Source organism: Streptomyces sp. NPDC003691, from assembly GCF_053981115.1.
In genome coordinates this window covers 102,319-120,220 of sequence record NZ_JBSFNQ010000003.1, presented here as the reverse complement: position 1 = coordinate 120,220, position 17,902 = coordinate 102,319, and the positions used below count along the sequence as shown (strand labels likewise).

General features: G+C 73.2%; 13 protein-coding genes. 9 read left to right on the top strand and 4 right to left on the bottom strand.

Annotated elements, in window-relative coordinates:
- Positions 1 to 21: 21 nt before the first annotated feature.
- Positions 22 to 3,579, top strand: a complete 3,558-nt coding sequence (locus tag ACWDR0_RS02645) for an ATP-binding protein (protein ID WP_456349771.1) — start codon at positions 22 to 24, stop codon at positions 3,577 to 3,579.
- Between the two features lie 71 nt (positions 3,580 to 3,650).
- Here ACWDR0_RS02645 and ACWDR0_RS02640 read toward each other — a convergent pair whose 3' ends face one another.
- Positions 3,651 to 4,301, bottom strand: a complete 651-nt coding sequence (locus ACWDR0_RS02640; RefSeq protein ID WP_456349770.1) for a DUF6461 domain-containing protein — start codon at positions 4,299 to 4,301, stop codon at positions 3,651 to 3,653.
- 233 nt (positions 4,302 to 4,534) lie between these two features.
- Between ACWDR0_RS02640 and ACWDR0_RS02635 the strand changes: the two genes are divergently transcribed.
- Together ACWDR0_RS02635 and ACWDR0_RS02630 are read left to right on the top strand one after the other, a co-directional pair.
- Positions 4,535 to 5,188 (top strand): response regulator transcription factor, encoded by a 654-nt coding sequence (locus ACWDR0_RS02635; protein ID WP_456349769.1) that lies wholly within the window; start codon positions 4,535 to 4,537, stop codon positions 5,186 to 5,188.
- The gene (locus tag ACWDR0_RS02630; RefSeq protein WP_456349768.1) at positions 5,185 to 6,486 is read left to right on the top strand and encodes a HAMP domain-containing sensor histidine kinase; all 1,302 of its coding nucleotides are present in this window, start codon (positions 5,185 to 5,187) and stop codon (positions 6,484 to 6,486) included. The genes ACWDR0_RS02635 and ACWDR0_RS02630 overlap by 4 nt, the downstream gene beginning before the upstream one ends.
- Here the strand turns inward: ACWDR0_RS02630 and ACWDR0_RS02625 are convergent.
- Entirely contained in the window at positions 6,467 to 8,665 is a 2,199-nt protein-coding gene (locus ACWDR0_RS02625) for a VWA domain-containing protein (RefSeq protein WP_456349767.1), read from the bottom strand. The genes ACWDR0_RS02630 and ACWDR0_RS02625 overlap by 20 nt on opposite strands.
- A gap of 321 nt (positions 8,666 to 8,986) precedes the next feature.
- On the opposite strand from ACWDR0_RS02625, the gene ACWDR0_RS02620 reads away from it, so the two are divergent.
- Entirely contained in the window at positions 8,987 to 11,071 is a 2,085-nt protein-coding gene (locus tag ACWDR0_RS02620; RefSeq protein ID WP_456349766.1) for a PhoX family protein, read from the top strand.
- Positions 11,072 to 11,299: 228 nt separating this feature from the next.
- Complete coding sequence (locus ACWDR0_RS02615; RefSeq protein WP_456349765.1) at positions 11,300 to 11,743, top strand: RNA-binding S4 domain-containing protein; 444 nt, start codon at positions 11,300 to 11,302, stop codon at positions 11,741 to 11,743.
- Positions 11,744 to 11,823: 80 nt separating this feature from the next.
- On the opposite strand, the gene ACWDR0_RS02610 is transcribed toward ACWDR0_RS02615, so the two are convergent.
- Positions 11,824 to 12,879, bottom strand: coding sequence for an endonuclease/exonuclease/phosphatase family protein (locus tag ACWDR0_RS02610; protein ID WP_456349764.1), 1,056 nt, complete (start codon positions 12,877 to 12,879; stop codon positions 11,824 to 11,826).
- Positions 12,880 to 12,956: 77 nt separating this feature from the next.
- Positions 12,957 to 13,997: a hypothetical protein gene (locus ACWDR0_RS02605; RefSeq protein ID WP_456349763.1), complete on the bottom strand. Its 1,041-nt coding sequence runs from the start codon at positions 13,995 to 13,997 to the stop codon at positions 12,957 to 12,959.
- A gap of 256 nt (positions 13,998 to 14,253) precedes the next feature.
- On the opposite strand from ACWDR0_RS02605, the gene ACWDR0_RS02600 reads away from it, so the two are divergent.
- From ACWDR0_RS02600 to ACWDR0_RS02585, 4 genes are all read left to right on the top strand, one after another.
- Complete coding sequence (locus ACWDR0_RS02600; protein WP_456349762.1) at positions 14,254 to 14,631, top strand: hypothetical protein; 378 nt, start codon at positions 14,254 to 14,256, stop codon at positions 14,629 to 14,631.
- Between the two features lie 386 nt (positions 14,632 to 15,017).
- Entirely contained in the window at positions 15,018 to 15,557 is a 540-nt protein-coding gene (locus ACWDR0_RS02595; RefSeq protein ID WP_456349855.1) for an NADPH-dependent FMN reductase, read from the top strand.
- A 270-nt stretch (positions 15,558 to 15,827) separates the two neighbouring features.
- Positions 15,828 to 16,862: an ATP-binding cassette domain-containing protein gene (locus ACWDR0_RS02590; RefSeq protein WP_456349761.1), complete on the top strand. Its 1,035-nt coding sequence runs from the start codon at positions 15,828 to 15,830 to the stop codon at positions 16,860 to 16,862.
- Positions 16,859 to 17,728: an ABC transporter permease gene (locus ACWDR0_RS02585; protein ID WP_456349760.1), complete on the top strand. Its 870-nt coding sequence runs from the start codon at positions 16,859 to 16,861 to the stop codon at positions 17,726 to 17,728. Before ACWDR0_RS02590 ends, ACWDR0_RS02585 begins: the two co-directional genes overlap by 4 nt.
- The last annotated feature ends 174 nt before the right edge of the window (positions 17,729 to 17,902 follow it).

Sequence of the window (17,902 nt, the reverse complement as noted above, 5' to 3'; positions counted from 1 at the left end):
CCGGCTCCTATCGTTTGGGGCATGACCACTGCACTCATCGGACGTGCCCACCCGATCGCCGTGCTGAGGGCCGAGATAGGCCGGGCGGCGGAGAGCCACGGCGGCCTGGTGCTGGTCACGGGCGAAGCCGGAATCGGCAAGACGTCCCTTGTCACCGAGGCCGCCCACGAGGCGCGGCGGCACGGCGCCCTGGTGCTCAGCGGTACCTGCTGGGAGTCCGACAGCGCCCCCGGATACTGGCCCTGGGTCCAGGTGCTGCGGGCGCTGCGACGGGCCGTCGGCACCGGCTGGGACGCCGTGGAGGAGGCGGCGGGCGGGCGGCTCGCGGCCGTCCTCGGCGAGGACCCCGGAGTGCGCAAGCCCATGCCCGTGGAGGCCCCCGAGGCCTTCCCGCTCTACGACGCCGTGACGACGGCCCTGGTCACGGCGGCGCAGCAGCGGCCGCTCGTGGTCGTACTCGACGATCTGCACTGGGCCGACCCGGCGACCGTCCGCCTGCTCGCCTTCGCCGCCCAGCACACCTGGTACGAGCGGATCCTGCTGGTCGGCGCCTTCCGGGACGCCGAGGTGGAGGCCCCCGAGCATCCGCTGCGCCCGCTGCTGCTGCCGCTGGCCTCCCGCGCCTCGTCGACCCTGCGGCTCACCGGGCTCGACCGGGACGGCGTGGCCGCGCTGATCGCCCTGTTCGCGGGCGGCGAGCCCGACGACAAGCTGGTCGACGAAGTGCACCGCAGCTCCGGCGGCAACCCCTTCTTCATCGAGCAGACCGTACGGAACTGGCTGGGCGAAGGCCCCGACCTCCCGGCCCCGCCCCCCGGCTCCCTGACCGGCTTCGGGCCCGGATTCGGCGCCGGAGCGAGTGCCGGGGCCGGGGCCGGCATCGGGGGCCCGCCCGGGGCGACGGTCACCCCCGGCAGCATCGCCCCCGGGGTGCGCGAGGCCGTCCGGCGGCGCCTCGAACCGCTGCCCGAGCAGGTTGTCGACCTGCTGCGGACGGCATCGGTCATCGGGCCCGAGTTCCACCGCCCGGCGCTCGCCACCGCCACCGGTATCCCCGTGCCGCACGCCGACCGGCTGCTGGCACGCGCCGTCGCGGCCCAGCTGATCGTGGCCCACGGCGGCGGCACCTACACCTTCGCCCACGATCTGGTCCGGGAGACGCTCTACGGGGAACTGGACGAGCAGCAGCGGCAGATGCGCCACGCCGCCGTCGTCCGGCTCGCCGACGACTGCACCGGCATCCAGGAGGGGATCATCCTCACCGAGCTGTCCCGGCACGCGTATCTGGCGGGCGATCAGATACCGGCGAAGCAGCGGATCGCCCTGCTGGTGGCGGCGGGCGGCGACGCGTCGGGGCGGCTGGCGACCGAGGAGGCCGTGGGCCACTACCGCCGGGCGCTGGAGGTCGCGTCGGGTGACCCCGGCCCGTATGCGCTGATCTGTCTGCACCTCGCCACCGAGCTGCGGCAGGGCGGCGATCCGGTCCAGTCCTGGCGGATGCTGGAGCGGGCCGCCGACCACGCCCGGCTCGCGGGGGACCCGGCGCTGATGGCGCGGGTCGCCATCACCCTCCATCAGTACGACTCCGGGGCCGCCAGCTCGCTCGGGGCGGGCCGGCTCACGGTCGGTCTGCTGACGGAGGCGTACGACGCCCTGGTCGGCGGCGCCCCGGCGGACGGGGACATGACGGACGCGGACACGACGGACGCGGGCGCGGCGGCCGGAGGTGCTTCGGGCGGGAGCCTGTCGGACGGCGAGGGAAGCGCTGTACCGCCCTCGTCCGAGGACATGGCCCATGAACTGGCGCTCCGGCTCACCGACACCGCCCGCCGCAACGGCGACGACCAGCTCTTCTCCTTCGCCCTCTGGGCCCGGCACGACGCGATCTGGGGCCTGGGCACCGCGAAGGAACGGCTCGCGCTCACCGACGAGATGGAGCTGGTCGCCCAGCGCACCCGGAACCGCGAGATGGAGCTGCACGCCTCGTCGATGCGCTGGGTCAGCCTGCTGGAGCTGGGCGATCCGCGCTACCACGACCAGCACCGGGAGTTCGCCGCGCTCGTCGAGCGGACCGGCATGCGCCGCTTCGAACTCGCCCGCGCCATGGACGGCGCCCTCGTCGCCGCCTTCACCGGCCGGTTCGACGACGCGCTCCGGGGCATCGGCGAACTCGGCTCGCTGGAGTGCGAGAACTCCTCGTACTCGTATGTGACCGCCTATGTCCGCTGGTCGATGTACATCCTCCAGGGCCGGTTCGACGAGGCCGCGGCCGAGGTGGACCGGATGACGGCGACCGACCACCCGTTCCCCCAGCTGGTGATCGGGGTGACGGCCGCCGAGACCGGGGACGCGGCCCTCGCGGTGCGTATGCAGGACGAACTGGCCGCGCTTCCGGTGCCGCTGCCCCGGCTCTACGCCGCGCTGTGGATGCGGCTCCGCGCCCAGGCGGCGGCGGTCTCCGGCGACCCCGCCCGGCTCGACGCCGCCCGGACCGCCCTCCTGCCGTACTCGGGAGAGTGGATCGTCGCCTTCTACGGCTGCGACCTGGGCGGGCCGGTGGACCTCTGGCTGGGGCTCGTGGAGGCCGCCCGGGGCGACCGGGAGGCGGCCGTAGCCGCTCTGACCTCGGCCTGGCAGGACGCCGACCGGATGCGGGCCAGGCCCTGGTCGGTCCGGGCCCGGGCCGCACTCGCCGGTGTCCTGGGCGCGGAGGCGCCCGCGGAACTGCTGGCCCGGGTCCGCCGGGACGCGGGCGAGCTGGGCCTGACACATCTGCTGCCCGCCGCCGGACCGGCCACCGCCCGGGAGCCCGCCGCCGCCCCGCGAGCTGTCGCGCCGGGGGCCGGGGCCGCCGGTGCACCCGGCCGTCCCGGGACCGCGCCGGGGGACGCGACAGCACCCGGTGCCGCGGGCCGGACGGCCGGTACGGACACCGGACGGACGGCATCCGTGACGCCCGCCGGCACCCCCGTCGCTCCTTCCACCAGCGCTTCCACCGGCCGTTCCGGCGGTACGGCTCCGGCCGCGTCCGCCGGTGCCCGGTTCCGCCGGGAAGGGGCCGTCTGGCAGCTGGTCTTCGCGGGCCGGTCCGCCCATGTCCCGGACGCCAAGGGCCTGCTGGACCTGCGGACCCTGCTGACGCACGCGGGCCGTGACATACCGGCGGTCCGGCTGCTCTCCCCCGACGGCGGCGCCGAGGTGATCGCGGCACGCGGCCTCGGCGGCGACCCGGTCCTCGACGACGAGGCCAAGGCCCGCTACCGGGCCCGCCTGGAGCAGTTGGACGACGAGATCGACCGCGCGGCGGAGCGCGGCGACACGGCCCGCGCCGCGGAGTTCACCCGGGAGCGTCAGGCCCTCCTCGACCAGCTGCGCACGGCGGCCGGCCTCGGCGGCCGGACCCGCCGTCTGGGCGACGAGGCCGAACGCGCCCGTAAGACGGTCACGGCCCGGATCCGGGACACCCTACGCAAACTGGACAGTCTCCATCCGGAGCTGGCGGCCCATCTCCGCGACTCCATCACGACGGGCGCGCACTGCTCGTACCGCCCCGCGACCCCGGTCTCCTGGCAGCTCTGAGCGCTCCCCTTCCCTTCCTCGCTTCCTTCCCCCTTCCCCCCTTCCCCCTTTCCCTCCCTTCCCGATGCGGCTCAGCGCACCGGGACGAGGGCGCGGGCGAAGACCGTGTCGCGCAACAGCTCCGGAGTGACGGCGACCCCGGTCAGATGCTCCGCGAGCGCGAAGGCGCCCTCCGAGCACGGTGCCGTCTCGTCGAAGTCGTCGTCGTATCCGTCGTCGGCGCCCTCGTCGGCCGCCTCCGTCGCAAATCCGATCCGCCGCATCTCGTCGACGAGCGCATCGGGCGCGGCACCCATGCGGTCCTCGGGAAACAGCGGGTCGAAGTGGAGTCTCAGCTCCCCGTCCTCCGCCCAGAGGAAGGAGCTGACCGCGTTCACATTGCGGTAGTGGGAGACCCAGACCGCCCCCGCGGAGGCCGGCAGCGCCCGCTCCTCCAGACAGCCCAGATAGCCGTTCGGTTCGATGAGCAGGGTCCAGGGGCCGAGAGTGGTGACGGCGATCAGCTCGTGCGCCCCGTCGACCCGGCGGTGGTAGGCATGAGCCGCCTCCTCGACCACGGTGATCCCCGGGTCCGGCGGCTCGCCCTCCGCCCCGAGCCGTCCTCCCAGCCGGGAGACGGCCTCGGCCGGGGTGAGCCCGCGGACCAGGGTGAAGCAGTACGCCACGGCCAGGCTCGCGAAATCCCTCTGGAACCAGGCGTAATCGGCTGCGGTCTTCGTCATGCCCACCATCCTGAACCACACCACTGACAACGCCCCTCCGATGCCGCTCCGATGCCGCTTGGGTGCCCCTTTGCGGCCGCGGGCCGACCGCTCCGAGCAGGGACGACAGCGGGACGACGGCGGAACGGCGGCGGAACCGGGCGGGGAGAAACATCGGCGAAACACCGTTCGGAGTAGAAAGACGCATCCTTGGGGGAGACAAGCCGCAAACAGGAACGGATGGGGACAGCGCCATGCGCATACTCGTCGCCGAGGACGAGCAGGTCCTGGCCGAGCTGATCGCCACGGGGCTGCGGCGCGCCGGATTCGCCGTGGACACCGTCTACAGCGGGGACGCCGCGCTCGCCTACCTCGGACTGCACGACTACGACGTCGTCGTCCTCGACCGCGACCTCCCGCGGGTCCACGGCGACCAGGTCGCCCGGCATCTCGTCGACACCGGCTCCCGGACCCGGATCCTGATGCTGACCGCGGCCGCCGCGGCCGAGGACCGGGTGGCCGGGCTGGACCTGGGCGCCGACGACTATCTGGGCAAGCCCTTCGACTTCCCCGAGCTGGTGTCCCGGGTCAGGGCCCTGCGACGGCGCAGCGCCCGGCTGGTACCGCCCCGGCTGACCCGCCACGGCATCCTCCTCGACACCGTCCGCAGGACCGCCGAGCGCGACGGACGGCCGCTGGACCTGTCGCCGAAGGAGTTCGCCGTACTCCAGATCCTGCTGGAGGCGGACGGCGCCCTGGTTTCGGCGGAGGAGCTGCTGGAGCGGGCCTGGGACGCGCACACCGACCCGTTCACGGGCGCGGTCCGGGTCTGTATGAGCAAGCTGCGGTCGAAGCTGGGCGAGCCGTCGCCGATCCGTACGGTGCAGGGCGCGGGGTACGCGCTGTGAACGGGCCGCGGTGGCGGCGGATACCCGGGCGGCTGGTCCGCCCGCTGTCGGCCAGGACCCGGATCGCCCTGGCTTTCGGCGCGGTCTTCCTGGTCCTCGGCGGGGCCCTGCTGACCACGGTCAATCTGCTCTCCAGCGCCGGTACGCAGTCGGAGGCGGCGGCGATCGCCGAGCGGTCGGAGTATCTGCCGTCGGTGCTCAAGGAGTACCGCGAGACCGCCACCAACGGCGGCGGCCCGGGCAGTGCCACGAGCGGTACGGACAGCGCCCCCGCCCTGGTGTCGCTGGACCCCCTCCTCGCCGACCGGCTCACCGACAACGTCAGCGACGCCGCGTCCCGGCAGATGCTCTCCTGGTCGGCCGCCGCGCTGCTGGTGACGGCGTTGTGCGCGGTCGCCGTCGGCTGGTGGACGGCCGGGCGGGTGCTGCGTCCGGTGCATGCGATGACGGCGAAGGCGCGCAAGCTCTCCGCCCGGACCCTGCACGAGCGCATCGGCCCCGACGGCGGTCCCGACGACGAGCTGAAGGAGCTGGGCGAGACGCTGGACGCACTGCTGGGACGACTGGAGCGGGCGTTCGACAGCCAGCGCAGGTTCATCGCCAACGCCTCCCACGAACTCCGTACCCCGCTCGCCACCCAGCGCACCGCCATCCAGGTCGGTCTCGACCCGTCGGCCTCGCCGGAGGAGACGGCGGCAACCAGAGCGGTCCTGCTGGAGAGCAACCGCCGCAGCGAACGGCTGCTGGAAGGGCTGCTGATGCTGGCGCGCGGCGAACGCGGCCTGGAGCAGTGCGAGGACGTCGACCTGGCGGACGTGGTGACCGAGGAGTCGGCCCGGCACGACGTACGGGCGGAGATCCGGGAGGTGCGGATCCGGGGCCGGTCCGTACGGCGGCCCCCGGTGGTCCGCGGCAACCGCCCGCTGCTGTCCCAGCTGGTCCGCAATCTGGTCGCGAACGCGGTGGCCTACAACGTGCCGGACGGCACGGTGGACGTGATCCTGTCCGGCGGGGTGCTGACCGTGGAGAACACCGGTCCGGTGATCCCGGCGGCGGATGTGCCCGCCCTGTTCGAGCCCTTCCGGCGGGGCGAGGGCCGCGACCGGATGGGTCCGGGCGCGGGCCTCGGCCTGTCCATCGTGCGTTCCATCGCGGAGGCGCACGGCGGATCGGTGACGGCCCGGCCGGGACCGGCGGGCGGGCTGACCGTCACCGTGTCCCTGCCGGTACGCCCGCCCGCCCCCGCGGAGGAGGGCAGGGGCGGTGTCCGCGGCGCCGTCAGGGGCGCCAGACCTTGAGCAGGCCGTCGTACAGCTCGGCGTCGGAGAGGTCCTTCGGCGCCGGGCCCGCGTGGAAGAAGCCCGCGTTCGCGAGGCCGCCGGCGCCCTCCGTGGTGACCTTCCGCAGATAGTCGAAGGCCTTGGCGTCGTGCTCCCCGAAGGCCACGAACTGCCAGAAGACCGGCCGTCCGGCGGCCGCGGTGAGCGCGGCGGTGGCGGCGGTACGGGACTCGGGCGCGCCGTCGGTCTGGAACACCACGAACGCGGGCGCGGCGGGGTCGTCGCCCTTGGCGTGCAGCGCGAGGACCTCCTCGACGGCGAGGTGGTAGTTGGTCCGCCCCATCCGGCCGAGGGAACCGTGGAGCTCGTCGATCCGGTTCTCGTAGGAGGCGCCGGTCAGCTCGCCGGTGCCGTCGATCTCGGTGGAGAAGAACACCACCTGCACCCGGTCCCGCCCGAACTGCGCGGCCAGCGCCAGCGCCTGCTCGCCGAGCCGCTGCGCGCTGCCGTCCTTGAAGTACCCGCGCATCGACCCGGACCGGTCGAGCACCAGGTACACCTGCGCCCGCACCCCGTCGAGCCCGGCCCGCCCGACGGCCGCGGCAGCGGCGGCAGCCGTCCCGGCGAGGGCCGCGGGTACCGCGGCGGGGGCGGGGGTGGCCTCGTCGGTGTCCGCGACCACGGGGGCCACGGGGGCCTCCGGAACGGCCACGGGCTCGTGGTCCTCGATCACGACAGGCGCCGCGGGCGCCGCGGGCGTCTCGACGGCAGTGTCGGTGTCGGTGTCCGTCTCGGGCTCGGGCTCGGGCTCGGCAGCGGCCGACTCGGGCTCGGCCGCCACCGCCACGGGAACGGGGTCCCCGGCGTCGTCGGCGCTCTCGCCGACGACCTCTGCGGCGGCCTGCGGCTCATCGCCGGACGGCTCGTCCGCGGCGGCTTCGGGCGCCGCCTCGGCCGCCACGACGACGGAGGCGGACTCGCTCTCCACCGCCACGGCCTCCTCGGCAACGGCTTCCGCCACCACCGGCTCGGCAGCGGCCGGTGCAACCTCCTCGGTCTCCACCGGGGCGGACACCTCAGCAACAGGCTCGGACCCGGCAACCTCGACAGCAGCCTCCGGCTCCGACTCGGGCTCGGGCTCCGGCTCCTCAGCGGCAGGCGCGGCCTCCGGAGCCACCTCCACCACCGGGGCGAGTTCACCGGCGTCGGCAGCCGCAACCTCGGCCGCCTCCTCGACGGCCTCCACCACCGGCTCGGCAGCCGCCGGAGCAACCTCCGCAGCCTCCACCGGGACGGACGCCTCAGCAACAGGCTCGGACCCGGCAACCTCGACAGCAGCCTCCGGCTCCGACTCGGGCTCGGGCTCCGGCTCCTCAGCGGCAGGCGCGGCCTCCGGAGCCGCCTCCACCACCGTCTCCTCGACGGCGGCCACGACGGGCTCGGGCTCGGCGGCGACCGGCTCAGTGACGACCGGCTCAGTGACGACCGGCTCCGGCACGTCCACCGCGGCAGGTGCGGACTCGGGCTCCGCAACCTCGGCCGCGGGCTCACCGTCCACAGCGGCACCGGTCTCCTCCGGAGCGCTCTCCGCCACCGGAGCCTCCGGAGCCTCTGTAGCCGCCACAGCCTCGGCCACGGGCTCCTGCTCGGGCTCGGACGGCGCCTCCGCCTCCGGAGCGGCAGCAACCTCGGCGGTCACCGGCTCACCGGACTCACCGGACTCACCGGCACCTTCCTCCGGAGCGGCGGCGGCCTCGGCGGTCACCGGCTCCGCCGACTCACCAGCATCCGCCTCCGGAACGGCAGCCGCCTCCGCCGCGGCCGGAACAACCGCAGCCGGTTCCCCCTCCGCCGCCGTCGGAACAACCGCCGGAACGACCGGCTCGGTGCGGGTCTGCGCCGGGACCGCGGCGGTTGCCGGGCGCGGCTTGTCGAAGGCCGCCGACACCAGGTCCGCCGCCCGCTCCTCCGGGGATTCCGTCCCGTTCCCGCCGGTCCCGGGGGCCGCGTCCGCGGCGGGCCGCTCCGCCGCTTCGGCCCCCGCCTCGGCCGCGGGCGCCGCCGCGGCGGGCACCGTGGCCGCCGTGGCCGCCGTGGCCGAATCCGCCCGGTCCGCCTGCGGCGGAACCGTCGCCGAACCGCCGGGCTCCGAGCGGTCACGGCCGAACACCTTGCGCAGCAAACTCCGAATGCCCATGGGTGAGCCCTTTCGCATCAGTCGAGTGCGGTGATTGTCCGCGCTTGGGCCAGGCTGTCCCGGTGGTGTCCTGGTCAGGGCGGACACGTAAGGTTAGCGGCCACCCATGGCCCCACCCGGACCCGCCGATTCCCTCCGTACGGTACGGCGCGACCCGCGCCTCCCGCCCCCGTTCCGGCTGGCCGATACGCGACGTACGCACGTTCCGGATTCATCCGCCGTTCACCCGACGTCCGCCACTTTGCACACGTTCCCCCCTAACGTCACGCCCGGAGATATTCCGACACGCTGTCGGCGCGGTGCGCGCCGGAGGAGGACGAAGTGCGCAAGCTGCTGCCGTTGTTGAGCGCCACTCCGCACGCGGGTGGCCGGTCCGCCCTGACCTGCCGCTACCGCTGCGGGGATGCCTGCTTCCAGGAGATCCCGAACACCAGCGGCAACGAGTACGCCGGTGACATCATCGCGGGCGCCCTGTCGCGCCGCTCGATGGTGCGGGCCGCGGCCGTGGTGACGGTCGCCACCGCGGCCGGGGTGGCGACCGTCACCGGGTCCGGCGGGGGCGCCGGGGCGGTGGCCGCCCCGGCGGACCACCGGGGCCACCGACACGGACACGGAAGGAAACCCGGAAGCGGCGGGGACGGGGCCCGGGGGCTGCGCTTCGAGCCCGTCGCGCCCAACAAGGACGACAAGGTCACCGTCCCCGACGGCTATACCCAGGGCCTGGTGATCCGCTGGGGCGACCCGATCCTGCGGGGGGCGCCGAAGTTCGACGAGCGGCGGCAGTCGGCGAAGGCCCAGGCGGGGCAGTTCGGCTACAACAACGACTTCCTCTCCCTGCTGCCGCTGCCGGGCGAGCGCGACCGCCAGGTGCTGGTCGCCAACCACGAGTACACGGACGAGATGCTGATGTTCCGGGGGTACGACCCGGAGAACCCGACCCGCGAGCAGGTGGAGATCGCCTGGGCCGCGCACGGCCTGTCGGTCGTCGTGGTCGAGGAGCAGCGGAAGTCCGGCGGGCTGACCCCGGTCGCCCGGCACCGGCTCAACCGGCGGCTCACGGCGACCGACCGGTTCGAGATGACCGGCCCGGCCGCGGGCGGCACACTGCTGCGGACCTCGGCCGACCCGAGCGGCCGGCGGGTGCTCGGCACGCTCAACAACTGCGCGGGCGGCGAGACCCCCTGGGGAACGACGCTGCACGGCGAGGAGAACTTCAACCAGTACTTCGCCAACGCCTCCAGCACCACAGACAAGCGGTACGGCCTCGGCGGCGGCGCCTCCGAGCGCAAGTGGGAGCGGTTCGACAAGCGCTTCGACGTACGGCAGGAGCCGAACGAGTCGCACCGCTTCGGCTGGGTCGTCGAGCTGGACCCGTACGACCCGGACTTCACGCCCCGCAAGCGGACCGCGCTGGGCCGCTTCAAGCACGAGGCGGCGCAGCCCCGGCTGACGGACGACGGCCGTCCGGTGGTCTACATGGGCGACGACGAGCGGTTCGACTACTTCTACAAGTTCGTCTCCTCGAAGCGGATGATGAAGGGCGGCTCGCGGGCGGCCCGCGAGCACAACCGCACCCTCCTCGACGAGGGCACGCTCTATGTGGCGAAGCTGTCCGGCGACAGCCCGGCGGCCGAGATCGACGGCACGGGAAAGCTGCCGAACGACGGCGAGTTCGACGGCTCGGGTGTCTGGATCCCCCTGGCGACCGGCAACACCTCCCATGTGCCGGGAATGACCGCCGAGGAGGTGTACGTCTTCACCCGGATCGCCGGTGACAAGGTCGGCGCCACCAAGATGGACCGGCCGGAGGATGTGGAGCCGTCGCCGCGCAGCGGCCGGGTCTATCTGGCGCTGACCAACAACACGGACCGCGGCAAGGCGGGCAAGCCCGGTGCGGACGAGGCCAATCCGCGCAACCTCAACAAGCACGGCCAGATCCTCGAACTGGCCGAGCACTGGGACGATCCGGCGAGCGACGGTTTCGCCTGGCGGCTGTTCCTGGTGGCGGGCGACCCGAAGGACCCGGCGACCTACTACGCGGGCTTCCCGAAGGAGAAGGTCAGCCCGATCTCCTGCCCGGACAATGTGGCGTTCGACCCGCACGGCAATCTGTGGATCTCCACGGACGGCAACCAGCTCGGCTCGCACGACGGCCTGTTCGGGGTCGCCGTGCACGGTGACCGGCGCGGTGAGCTGAAGCAGTTCCTGACGGTGCCGAAGGGCGCGGAGACCTGCGGCCCGGTGATCCAGGACCGCCGGGTCCTGGTCGCGGTACAGCACCCGGGCGAGGTGGACGGTGCCTCGGTCGAGCGGCCCGCGAGCGTCTGGCCGGACGGCCCGGGCCGGATGGTCCGCCCGGCGGTGGTGGCGGTCTGGCGCAAGGACGGCCGGGACATCGGCGTCTGACCCGCCGCGCGGTACGGGGTCCGGAGCCGCGCCCGGACCCCGTACCTCTCGTACCGGGTGGTCCGCTCCCGTACGCCGCCACCGCACACCCAGCCACCGCAGACACCGGCGGCGCGCACGGCCCGGCCGCCCGGGGCGCCACTGCCCCGTCGCCCGCTGCGCCGCCCGGTGCGCCGCGGGCGAAAACCCCTCGCCGCTCCTGCCCTCCCCGGGCGTAGGGTCGGAGGCATGGCATCCCAGGGTCAGTCCACCGCACCGCCGCCGGCCGGCGAGTCCGCACGCGTCGATGTGTGGATCTGGTCGGTGCGGCTGACGAAGACCCGGTCCCAGGCGGCGGCCGCCTGCAAGGCCGGACACGTCCGGATCAACGGCGAGCGGGTGAAGCCCGCGACCGCCATCAAGCCGGGGGACCGGGTCCGCCTCTTCCACGAGGGCCGTGAGCGGCTGGTCACCGTCTCGAAGATCATCCGCAAGCGGGTGGGCGCGCCCGTGGCGGTCACGTGCTACGAGGACAACAGCCCGCCGCCCCCGCCGAGGGAGTTCACGGCGCCGGTGGCCGTCCGCGACCGGGGCGCGGGCCGCCCCACCAAGCGGGACCGCCGCGAGATGGAGCGGCTGGCCCAGCGCCATCTGGACACCCACGGTGGCCGCACCCCGCCCGGTACCGACTGAGCCGCCTGCTGGTACACCGGCCGGAACCATGCCCAAGGCACCGGCCGGGCTGCCGGGACGGAACGGGCCGCCGCCTCCCCCTACTTCTTCTCGTGCAGCTCCAGCTCGGTCAGCAGCGCACGGTGGTCGGTGTTGTCCAGCTCCACGAACCGGGCCTTGCGGACCGAGAACTCCTTGCTGATCAGCACATGGTCGATCTGAGTGCCCAGCGGGCGGCCGACCATCGTCGGCCAGGACGGCGTCCGGGACGCGCCGCCGAGCGCGGCGGCCGAGCGCAGCTTCCCCGCGTCCAATATGCGCCGGAAGGCGGCATGGTCCTGGCCCGCGTTGAAGTCTCCGGCGAAGATCGTCGGAACGTCCTTCACTCCCGTCGCATACTCCTTCATCCGGCCCAGCTCCCGATGCCAGTCGTCCATACCGCTCGGCACCGGCGGCAGCGGGTGCGCAAGCTGGACCTGGACCTCCTGGCCCGCGATGGTGGCGACGGAGCCCGGCATCGCCAGGGTGGACTCGATACCGGCGCCCTTCTTCAGCGGGTACTTGCTGAGGATCGCGGAGCCGAAGGCCAGCTTGCCCTCCACCACGTTCCGGTGGGGGTAGTCGGACATCGGGATCCGGGTCGCCAGGCCCTGCGAGCAGGCCTCGGCGCACTCCGTCACAAAGACCAGATCGGGCTGCTCCTTCTCGATCAGCTTCAGCAGGCCCTCGGTGCCGTTGCCGAACTCGACGTTCGAGGTGAGCACTTCGAGCTTGGCGATCGCCTTGCCGGACGGCTTGTCCGCCAGCCCGATGTCGTACGGCCGGACGAACCAGCCGGTGATCGCGAGGACCACGGCGGCCCAGATCAGCCCCGGGATCCAGCGGGCCAGCGCCGCCAGCAGCAGCGCCGCGCCCGCGGGCACCAGCAGCCAGGGCAGGAAGGCGAGGAGCTGCGGAACCGGGGTCACCGCATCGGTGTCCGCGGCACGGAAGGAGACGACGGCCGTCGGCACGATCAGCAGCAGCACCGCGAGCCACACCGCGACCCGGCGCCCGGCCCCGCGGCGGGGCCGGGCGGGATCGTCGCGGAGCGGCTCCTCCTGGTCCCCCGCGGCATCAGCCGCCGTCGAGGTGGCGCTGGCGCTGGCGCTGTCCATGTAACGAAGCCCTTCGGTCGTCCGCGATGTCGAACACCAGTGTCCGCGACATCCGGCCCGCCCGGTCGCCCGTGGCATCAAGTAGCCACTTCTTGAGTCCCTCCCTCCGTTTCCGCCCCCGCCCCCGCCCCCGCCGCCGCGGTCGCTCCGTCGGCTCCGTTCGCCTCGTTCGCTTCCTTCGCCTCGCTCGCTACCTGCACTTCGTGCGCCTCCCTCAGCCTCCGGCGGCGGTTCCGGACGGCCAGGGCCGCCACCAGCACCCCGCCCCCCATCAGCGCCCATGCCGTCAGCCGCAGCGACGCGGTCAGCGCGTCGAAGGCGGCCCCGGCGGCCGGCCGGTTCAGCCTCAGCGGCGGGTCCCCCAGCGCCAGATGGCGGGCGAGGGCGACGGCGGCCAGCAGCAGTGCCCCGCCCACCGCCAGGGCCAGCGCCGTTTCCGGCACCCCGCGCGGCCCGCCGCGCGGTGCCAGCAGCAGGGCCGAGACCACCAGCGACAGCGTCAGCAGCGGCAGCGCCGCACTCCTGCGCTGAAGGGCTTCGAACACTCCGCGTGCCGCACCCAGTTGCGCGGACTCCAGGACCACCGTCCTGGTGTCGCCGACCGGGATCCGGTCCGCGTACGGCACGCCGTCCGCACTCAGCCGGGCCTTCAGCTCCTCCGCCACCGGCGCCAGGTCGACACTGGCCGTTCTGCCGTCGGAGCCGGTCAGCGCGTTCTCCACGGCGGTGTGCGCGGCCTGGTTCACGGTGTTCCAGGCGGTGCGGTACGCACCGGTCGCGGCGAACGAGAGCACGGCGTCGTGCACCAGGTCCCGTAGCTCCGCGTCCCCCGCCGCCCCGCTATCGTCCCCGCCGTCGCCCTCCCCCGCCGCCCCGCCGTCGTCCCCGCCGCCGCCCTCGCCGGACGCTCCCGCCCGGCTCGCCAGCCCGGCCGCCACCTCGTCCGTGATCCGGTCCGCGACCGCCTCCGTCACCCGCGGGTCCCCGGCCAGCGGGGCCATCGCGGCGACATAGCCGTCGGTGTCGCCGATCTCCCGGTCGGCCCACACGGCGAGCGCGCTCAGCGGGGTCAGTACGGCGACAAGGGCGATCAGGACGGTCGACAGAAGGCTCCGCACCTCTCCAGGGAAAGCGCCCCGGGCCCCGGGCGCGACCGGTGACCGCCCGTACGAGTTGCCCGGCGGCCACCGCCCGTACAAGTCGCCGGAGCCGCCCGTACGAGTTGCCGGGCGGGATCCACGGGTGTGCCCTGGGAGCAGGACCGGGAAGCAGGACCGGCAGGCCGGGGCCCGAGAACCCGTGCCAGGACGAGCCCGCGCCAGGACGGGCGTGCCGGGAACCGCGCCAGGCCCCGGGCCGGAAGGAGCGTCCGCCATGGCCGCACCAGCAGCACTGCCCGCCCGCCACCACGGCTCGCTCTCCTGGGCGATCCCGCTCGCCTTCGGCGCCCTCTTCGGCTTCTACGCGGGCTTTCTGCACCGCACCGGATCGCCCGTGACCTGGTGGGACGTCCTCTACGGCGTGGTCGCGGGCATCGTCTTCACCGGACTGGCCTTCGGCCTCGGCCGGATCCAGGGCGCGCTGATCCAGGAGGTGCGGGCCGCCGCGTACGGCGCGCTGGCCGGTATCGCCGTCGGTTTTCTGCACAGCCTGACCGGCGACAGCGTCCTCAGCTCTTCCGGGCTGGGCCTGATCATCGCGCTGGTGGTGGGCGTGTCCGCGTTCTACGTCTTCCACACCAGGGAGCCCTGACCGGCCCGGCACCGCCACCCGCCAGGGCCTTGCCCGCGGCCGCCAGATCCGATCTGGCGGCCGCGCGACCGCGTCTCGCGCCTCCCGGGTGAAGGGCGTCAACGGGAACGGCGGGACGGCGGAGAGGAGGCGAGCGGGGGATGAGCAGGGGGACCAGCCGGGCAGGACGGCGGCACCACCACCCGTACCTGTTGCCGGACCCGTACCGGCCGCGGCAACAGGTACAGGACCGGCAGGACGCCGCGCAGCAGCCCGGGACGGACGGGCCGCACGAAACGGCCGACGGCTGGTGGGTGGCGCCGGGCGAGTGGGACTGGGACACCCCCGAGGCCTGGCACGAGGGTGAGCGGCAGGCCCCGCCACCGGGGAAGGAGGCCGCGGAGACCGTGGTTCCGCTGCGGGTTGCCGTGATCATCGGCAGTACGCGTGAGGGCCGGATCGGCGGGCGGATCGCGCAGTGGTTCACCGAGCGGGCCGCCGGCCGCGCGGATCTGGCGCTGACCGTCGTCGACCTGCTGGACTTCGACTTTCCGGCGCACTATCCGGACCGGACGACGAAGCCCATGCAGACGTTCACGGGCCTGATCGCGGACGCCGAGGCGTTCGTCGTCGTCACTCCCGAGTACAACCGTTCCTACCCGGCGTCGCTGAAGCAGGCGATCGACTTCGCGTACGACGAGTGGCAGGCCAAACCGGTCGCGTTCGTCAGCTACGGGCACGGTTCGTGCGGACTCCATGCGGTGGAGCATCTGCGCTCCGTCTTCACGGAGCTGCACACCGTGACCCTGCGCAACGGGGTGGCCATCAACCTCCTCGACGAGCCGCTGACGGGCCGTGACCGTTCGATCGCCCTGATGCTCGACCAGCTCGGCTGGTGGGGCACGGCACTGCGCGAGGCCCGGGCCGCCCGCCCGTACGTCTCCTGACCGCGACAGACCGCGATTCCTGACCGCGGTAGACCGCGATGGACCGCGATTCCCCTGCCCCCGACGCCGCCGCACCTCCGATTTCCCCGGCCCACCCAAGAGTTTTCTTTACTTTGGTACCGTTTTTAACCCGTTCGCCCGTCGCCGGATCCCCCGAAACTTCCCGGCGGACACCCCGGCGGCGATGAGTTTCCCGCACCGGATGAGTCGAATCCTCCACAGCGGCACCGAAGAAGTTTTCGATTCATCAAGGAATACAAGGACTAACGAATGAGTACAGAACTGGCCATCGAGACCCGGGGCCTGGTGAAGGTCTTCGGTGAGAACCGTGCCGTCGACGGCGTGGATCTCACCGTCCCCGCCGGCACGGTCTACGGCGTCCTCGGACCCAACGGCGCCGGCAAGACCACCACGGTCAAGATGCTGGCCACCCTGCTGCGGCCGGACGACGGAGAGGCCCGGATCTTCGGCAAGGACGTCGTCAAGGACGCGGACACGGTACGCAGCCGGGTCAGCCTCACCGGCCAGTACGCGTCGGTCGACGAGGACCTCACGGGCACGGAGAACCTGCTGCTGCTGGCCCGTCTGCTGGGCCACTCCAAGGCGGCCGCCCGCGGCCGCGCCGAGCAACTCCTCCAGGCCTTCGGCCTCTCCGAGGCCGCGGACCGGCAGATCAAGAACTACTCCGGCGGCATGCGGCGGCGGATCGACATCGCCGCGTCCATCCTCAACACCCCGGACCTGCTCTTCCTGGACGAGCCCACCACCGGTCTCGACCCGCGCAGCCGCAGCCAGGTGTGGGACATCGTGCGCGCGGTGGTCGCCCAGGGCACCACCGTCCTGCTGACCACGCAGTATCTGGACGAGGCCGACCAGCTCGCGTCCCGGATCGCCGTCATCGACCACGGCAAAGTGATCGCCGAGGGCACCAAGGGCGAGCTGAAGGCGTCCGTCGGCTCCGGCACCGTCCATCTGCGCCTGCGCCACGCGGACCAGCGCCCCGAGGCGGAGAAGGTGCTCGCCGCCGCGCTGGGCGGCGAGGTCCAGCTCGATGCCGACCCGGTCGCGCTGACCGCCCGGGTGGGCGGTCTCGACGAGGGCGGTGACGCCGCCGAGCACGCCGGCCGGGCGCTCGCGGAGCTGTCCCGGGCCGGGATCACCGTCGACAACTTCTCGCTGGGCCAGCCCAGCCTGGACGAGGTCTTCCTCGCCCTGACCGACAGGACCACCACCACCGGCGGGACCGCCGCCGGTGACACGAACGCCGGCACCACCGCTGCGGGCACGAAGGGGGCAGCGGCATGACCACCGCGACGACGAAGACCGCGACCGCCAAGGACCTCGACGACCTGGTCCTGGACACCCCGAGGGCGGAGGACCTGGCGGCTCTGCTGGTAGGACAGGAACGCCCGCAGAGACCATCGGCGCTATCGGCGTCCGTCACCTTCGGCTGGCGCGCGATGCTCAAGATCAAACATGTGCCGGAGCAGCTGTTCGACGTCACGGCGTTCCCGATCATGATGGTCGTGATGTACACGTACCTCTTCGGAGGGGCGCTGGCCGGGTCCACGCAGGAGTACATCCAGTTCCTGCTCCCCGGCATTCTGACCATGAGCATTGTGATGATCACGATGTACACGGGCGTCGCGGTCAACACCGACATCAGCAAGGGCGTCTTCGACCGCTTCCGCACCCTGCCGATCTGGCGGCCGGCTCCGATGGTCGGCTATCTCCTCGGCGACCTCGTCCGCTATGTCCTGGGGTCCGTCGTCATGCTGGCCGTCGGCATGCTGATCGGCTACCGGCCGGACGGCGGGTTCGTCGGAGTGGTCCTCGGGGTGGCGCTGCTGCTCGTCTTCGCGTTCGCCTTCTCCTGGGTGTGGACGATGTTCGGGCTGCTGCTGCGCACCGAGAAGTCCGTCATGGGCGTCAGCATGATGGTCATCTTCCCGCTGACCTTCCTGAGCAACGTCTTCGTCGACCCGAAGACCATGCCGGGCTGGCTCCAGGCGTTCGTGAACAACAGCCCGGTGACCCATGTCGCCACGGCGGTGCGCGAACTGATGGCGGGCGAATGGCCGGCGGCGGACATCGCCTGGTCGCTGGGCTGGGCGGTAGTGCTGATCACAGTCTTCGGGACGATCACGATGCGGCTCTACAACCGCAAGTAGACCGGTGGTCGTAGAGGTGGGGCGTCCCGGAGTACGGGGGAGCACGGGGGAAACGGGGGAACAGGAAGCCGGAAGTCCGGAATACGGGTCCGCGAGGATCTCGGGGGATCCGGGCTTCCGGTCCGCCCCGTCCTCCGGAGGAACGGGGAGCAGGGGGTCCCGGGCGGACGGGGG

What these genes read in the sequence shown, in the direction of transcription:
- ACWDR0_RS02585 (WP_456349760.1), top strand. Translation starts at nt 16,859, where the DNA reads ATGACCACCGCGACGACGAAGACCGCGACCGCCAAGGACCTCGACGAC.
- ACWDR0_RS02590 (WP_456349761.1), top strand. Translation starts at nt 15,828, where the DNA reads ATGAGTACAGAACTGGCCATCGAGACCCGGGGCCTGGTGAAGGTCTTC.
- ACWDR0_RS02635 (WP_456349769.1), top strand. Translation starts at nt 4,535, where the DNA reads ATGCGCATACTCGTCGCCGAGGACGAGCAGGTCCTGGCCGAGCTGATC.
- ACWDR0_RS02610 (WP_456349764.1), bottom strand. Translation starts at nt 12,879, where the DNA reads ATGGACAGCGCCAGCGCCAGCGCCACCTCGACGGCGGCTGATGCCGCG.
- ACWDR0_RS02645 (WP_456349771.1), top strand. Translation starts at nt 22, where the DNA reads ATGACCACTGCACTCATCGGACGTGCCCACCCGATCGCCGTGCTGAGG.
- ACWDR0_RS02600 (WP_456349762.1), top strand. Translation starts at nt 14,254, where the DNA reads ATGGCCGCACCAGCAGCACTGCCCGCCCGCCACCACGGCTCGCTCTCC.
- ACWDR0_RS02615 (WP_456349765.1), top strand. Translation starts at nt 11,300, where the DNA reads ATGGCATCCCAGGGTCAGTCCACCGCACCGCCGCCGGCCGGCGAGTCC.
- ACWDR0_RS02625 (WP_456349767.1), bottom strand. Translation starts at nt 8,665, where the DNA reads ATGGGCATTCGGAGTTTGCTGCGCAAGGTGTTCGGCCGTGACCGCTCG.
- ACWDR0_RS02640 (WP_456349770.1), bottom strand. Translation starts at nt 4,301, where the DNA reads ATGACGAAGACCGCAGCCGATTACGCCTGGTTCCAGAGGGATTTCGCG.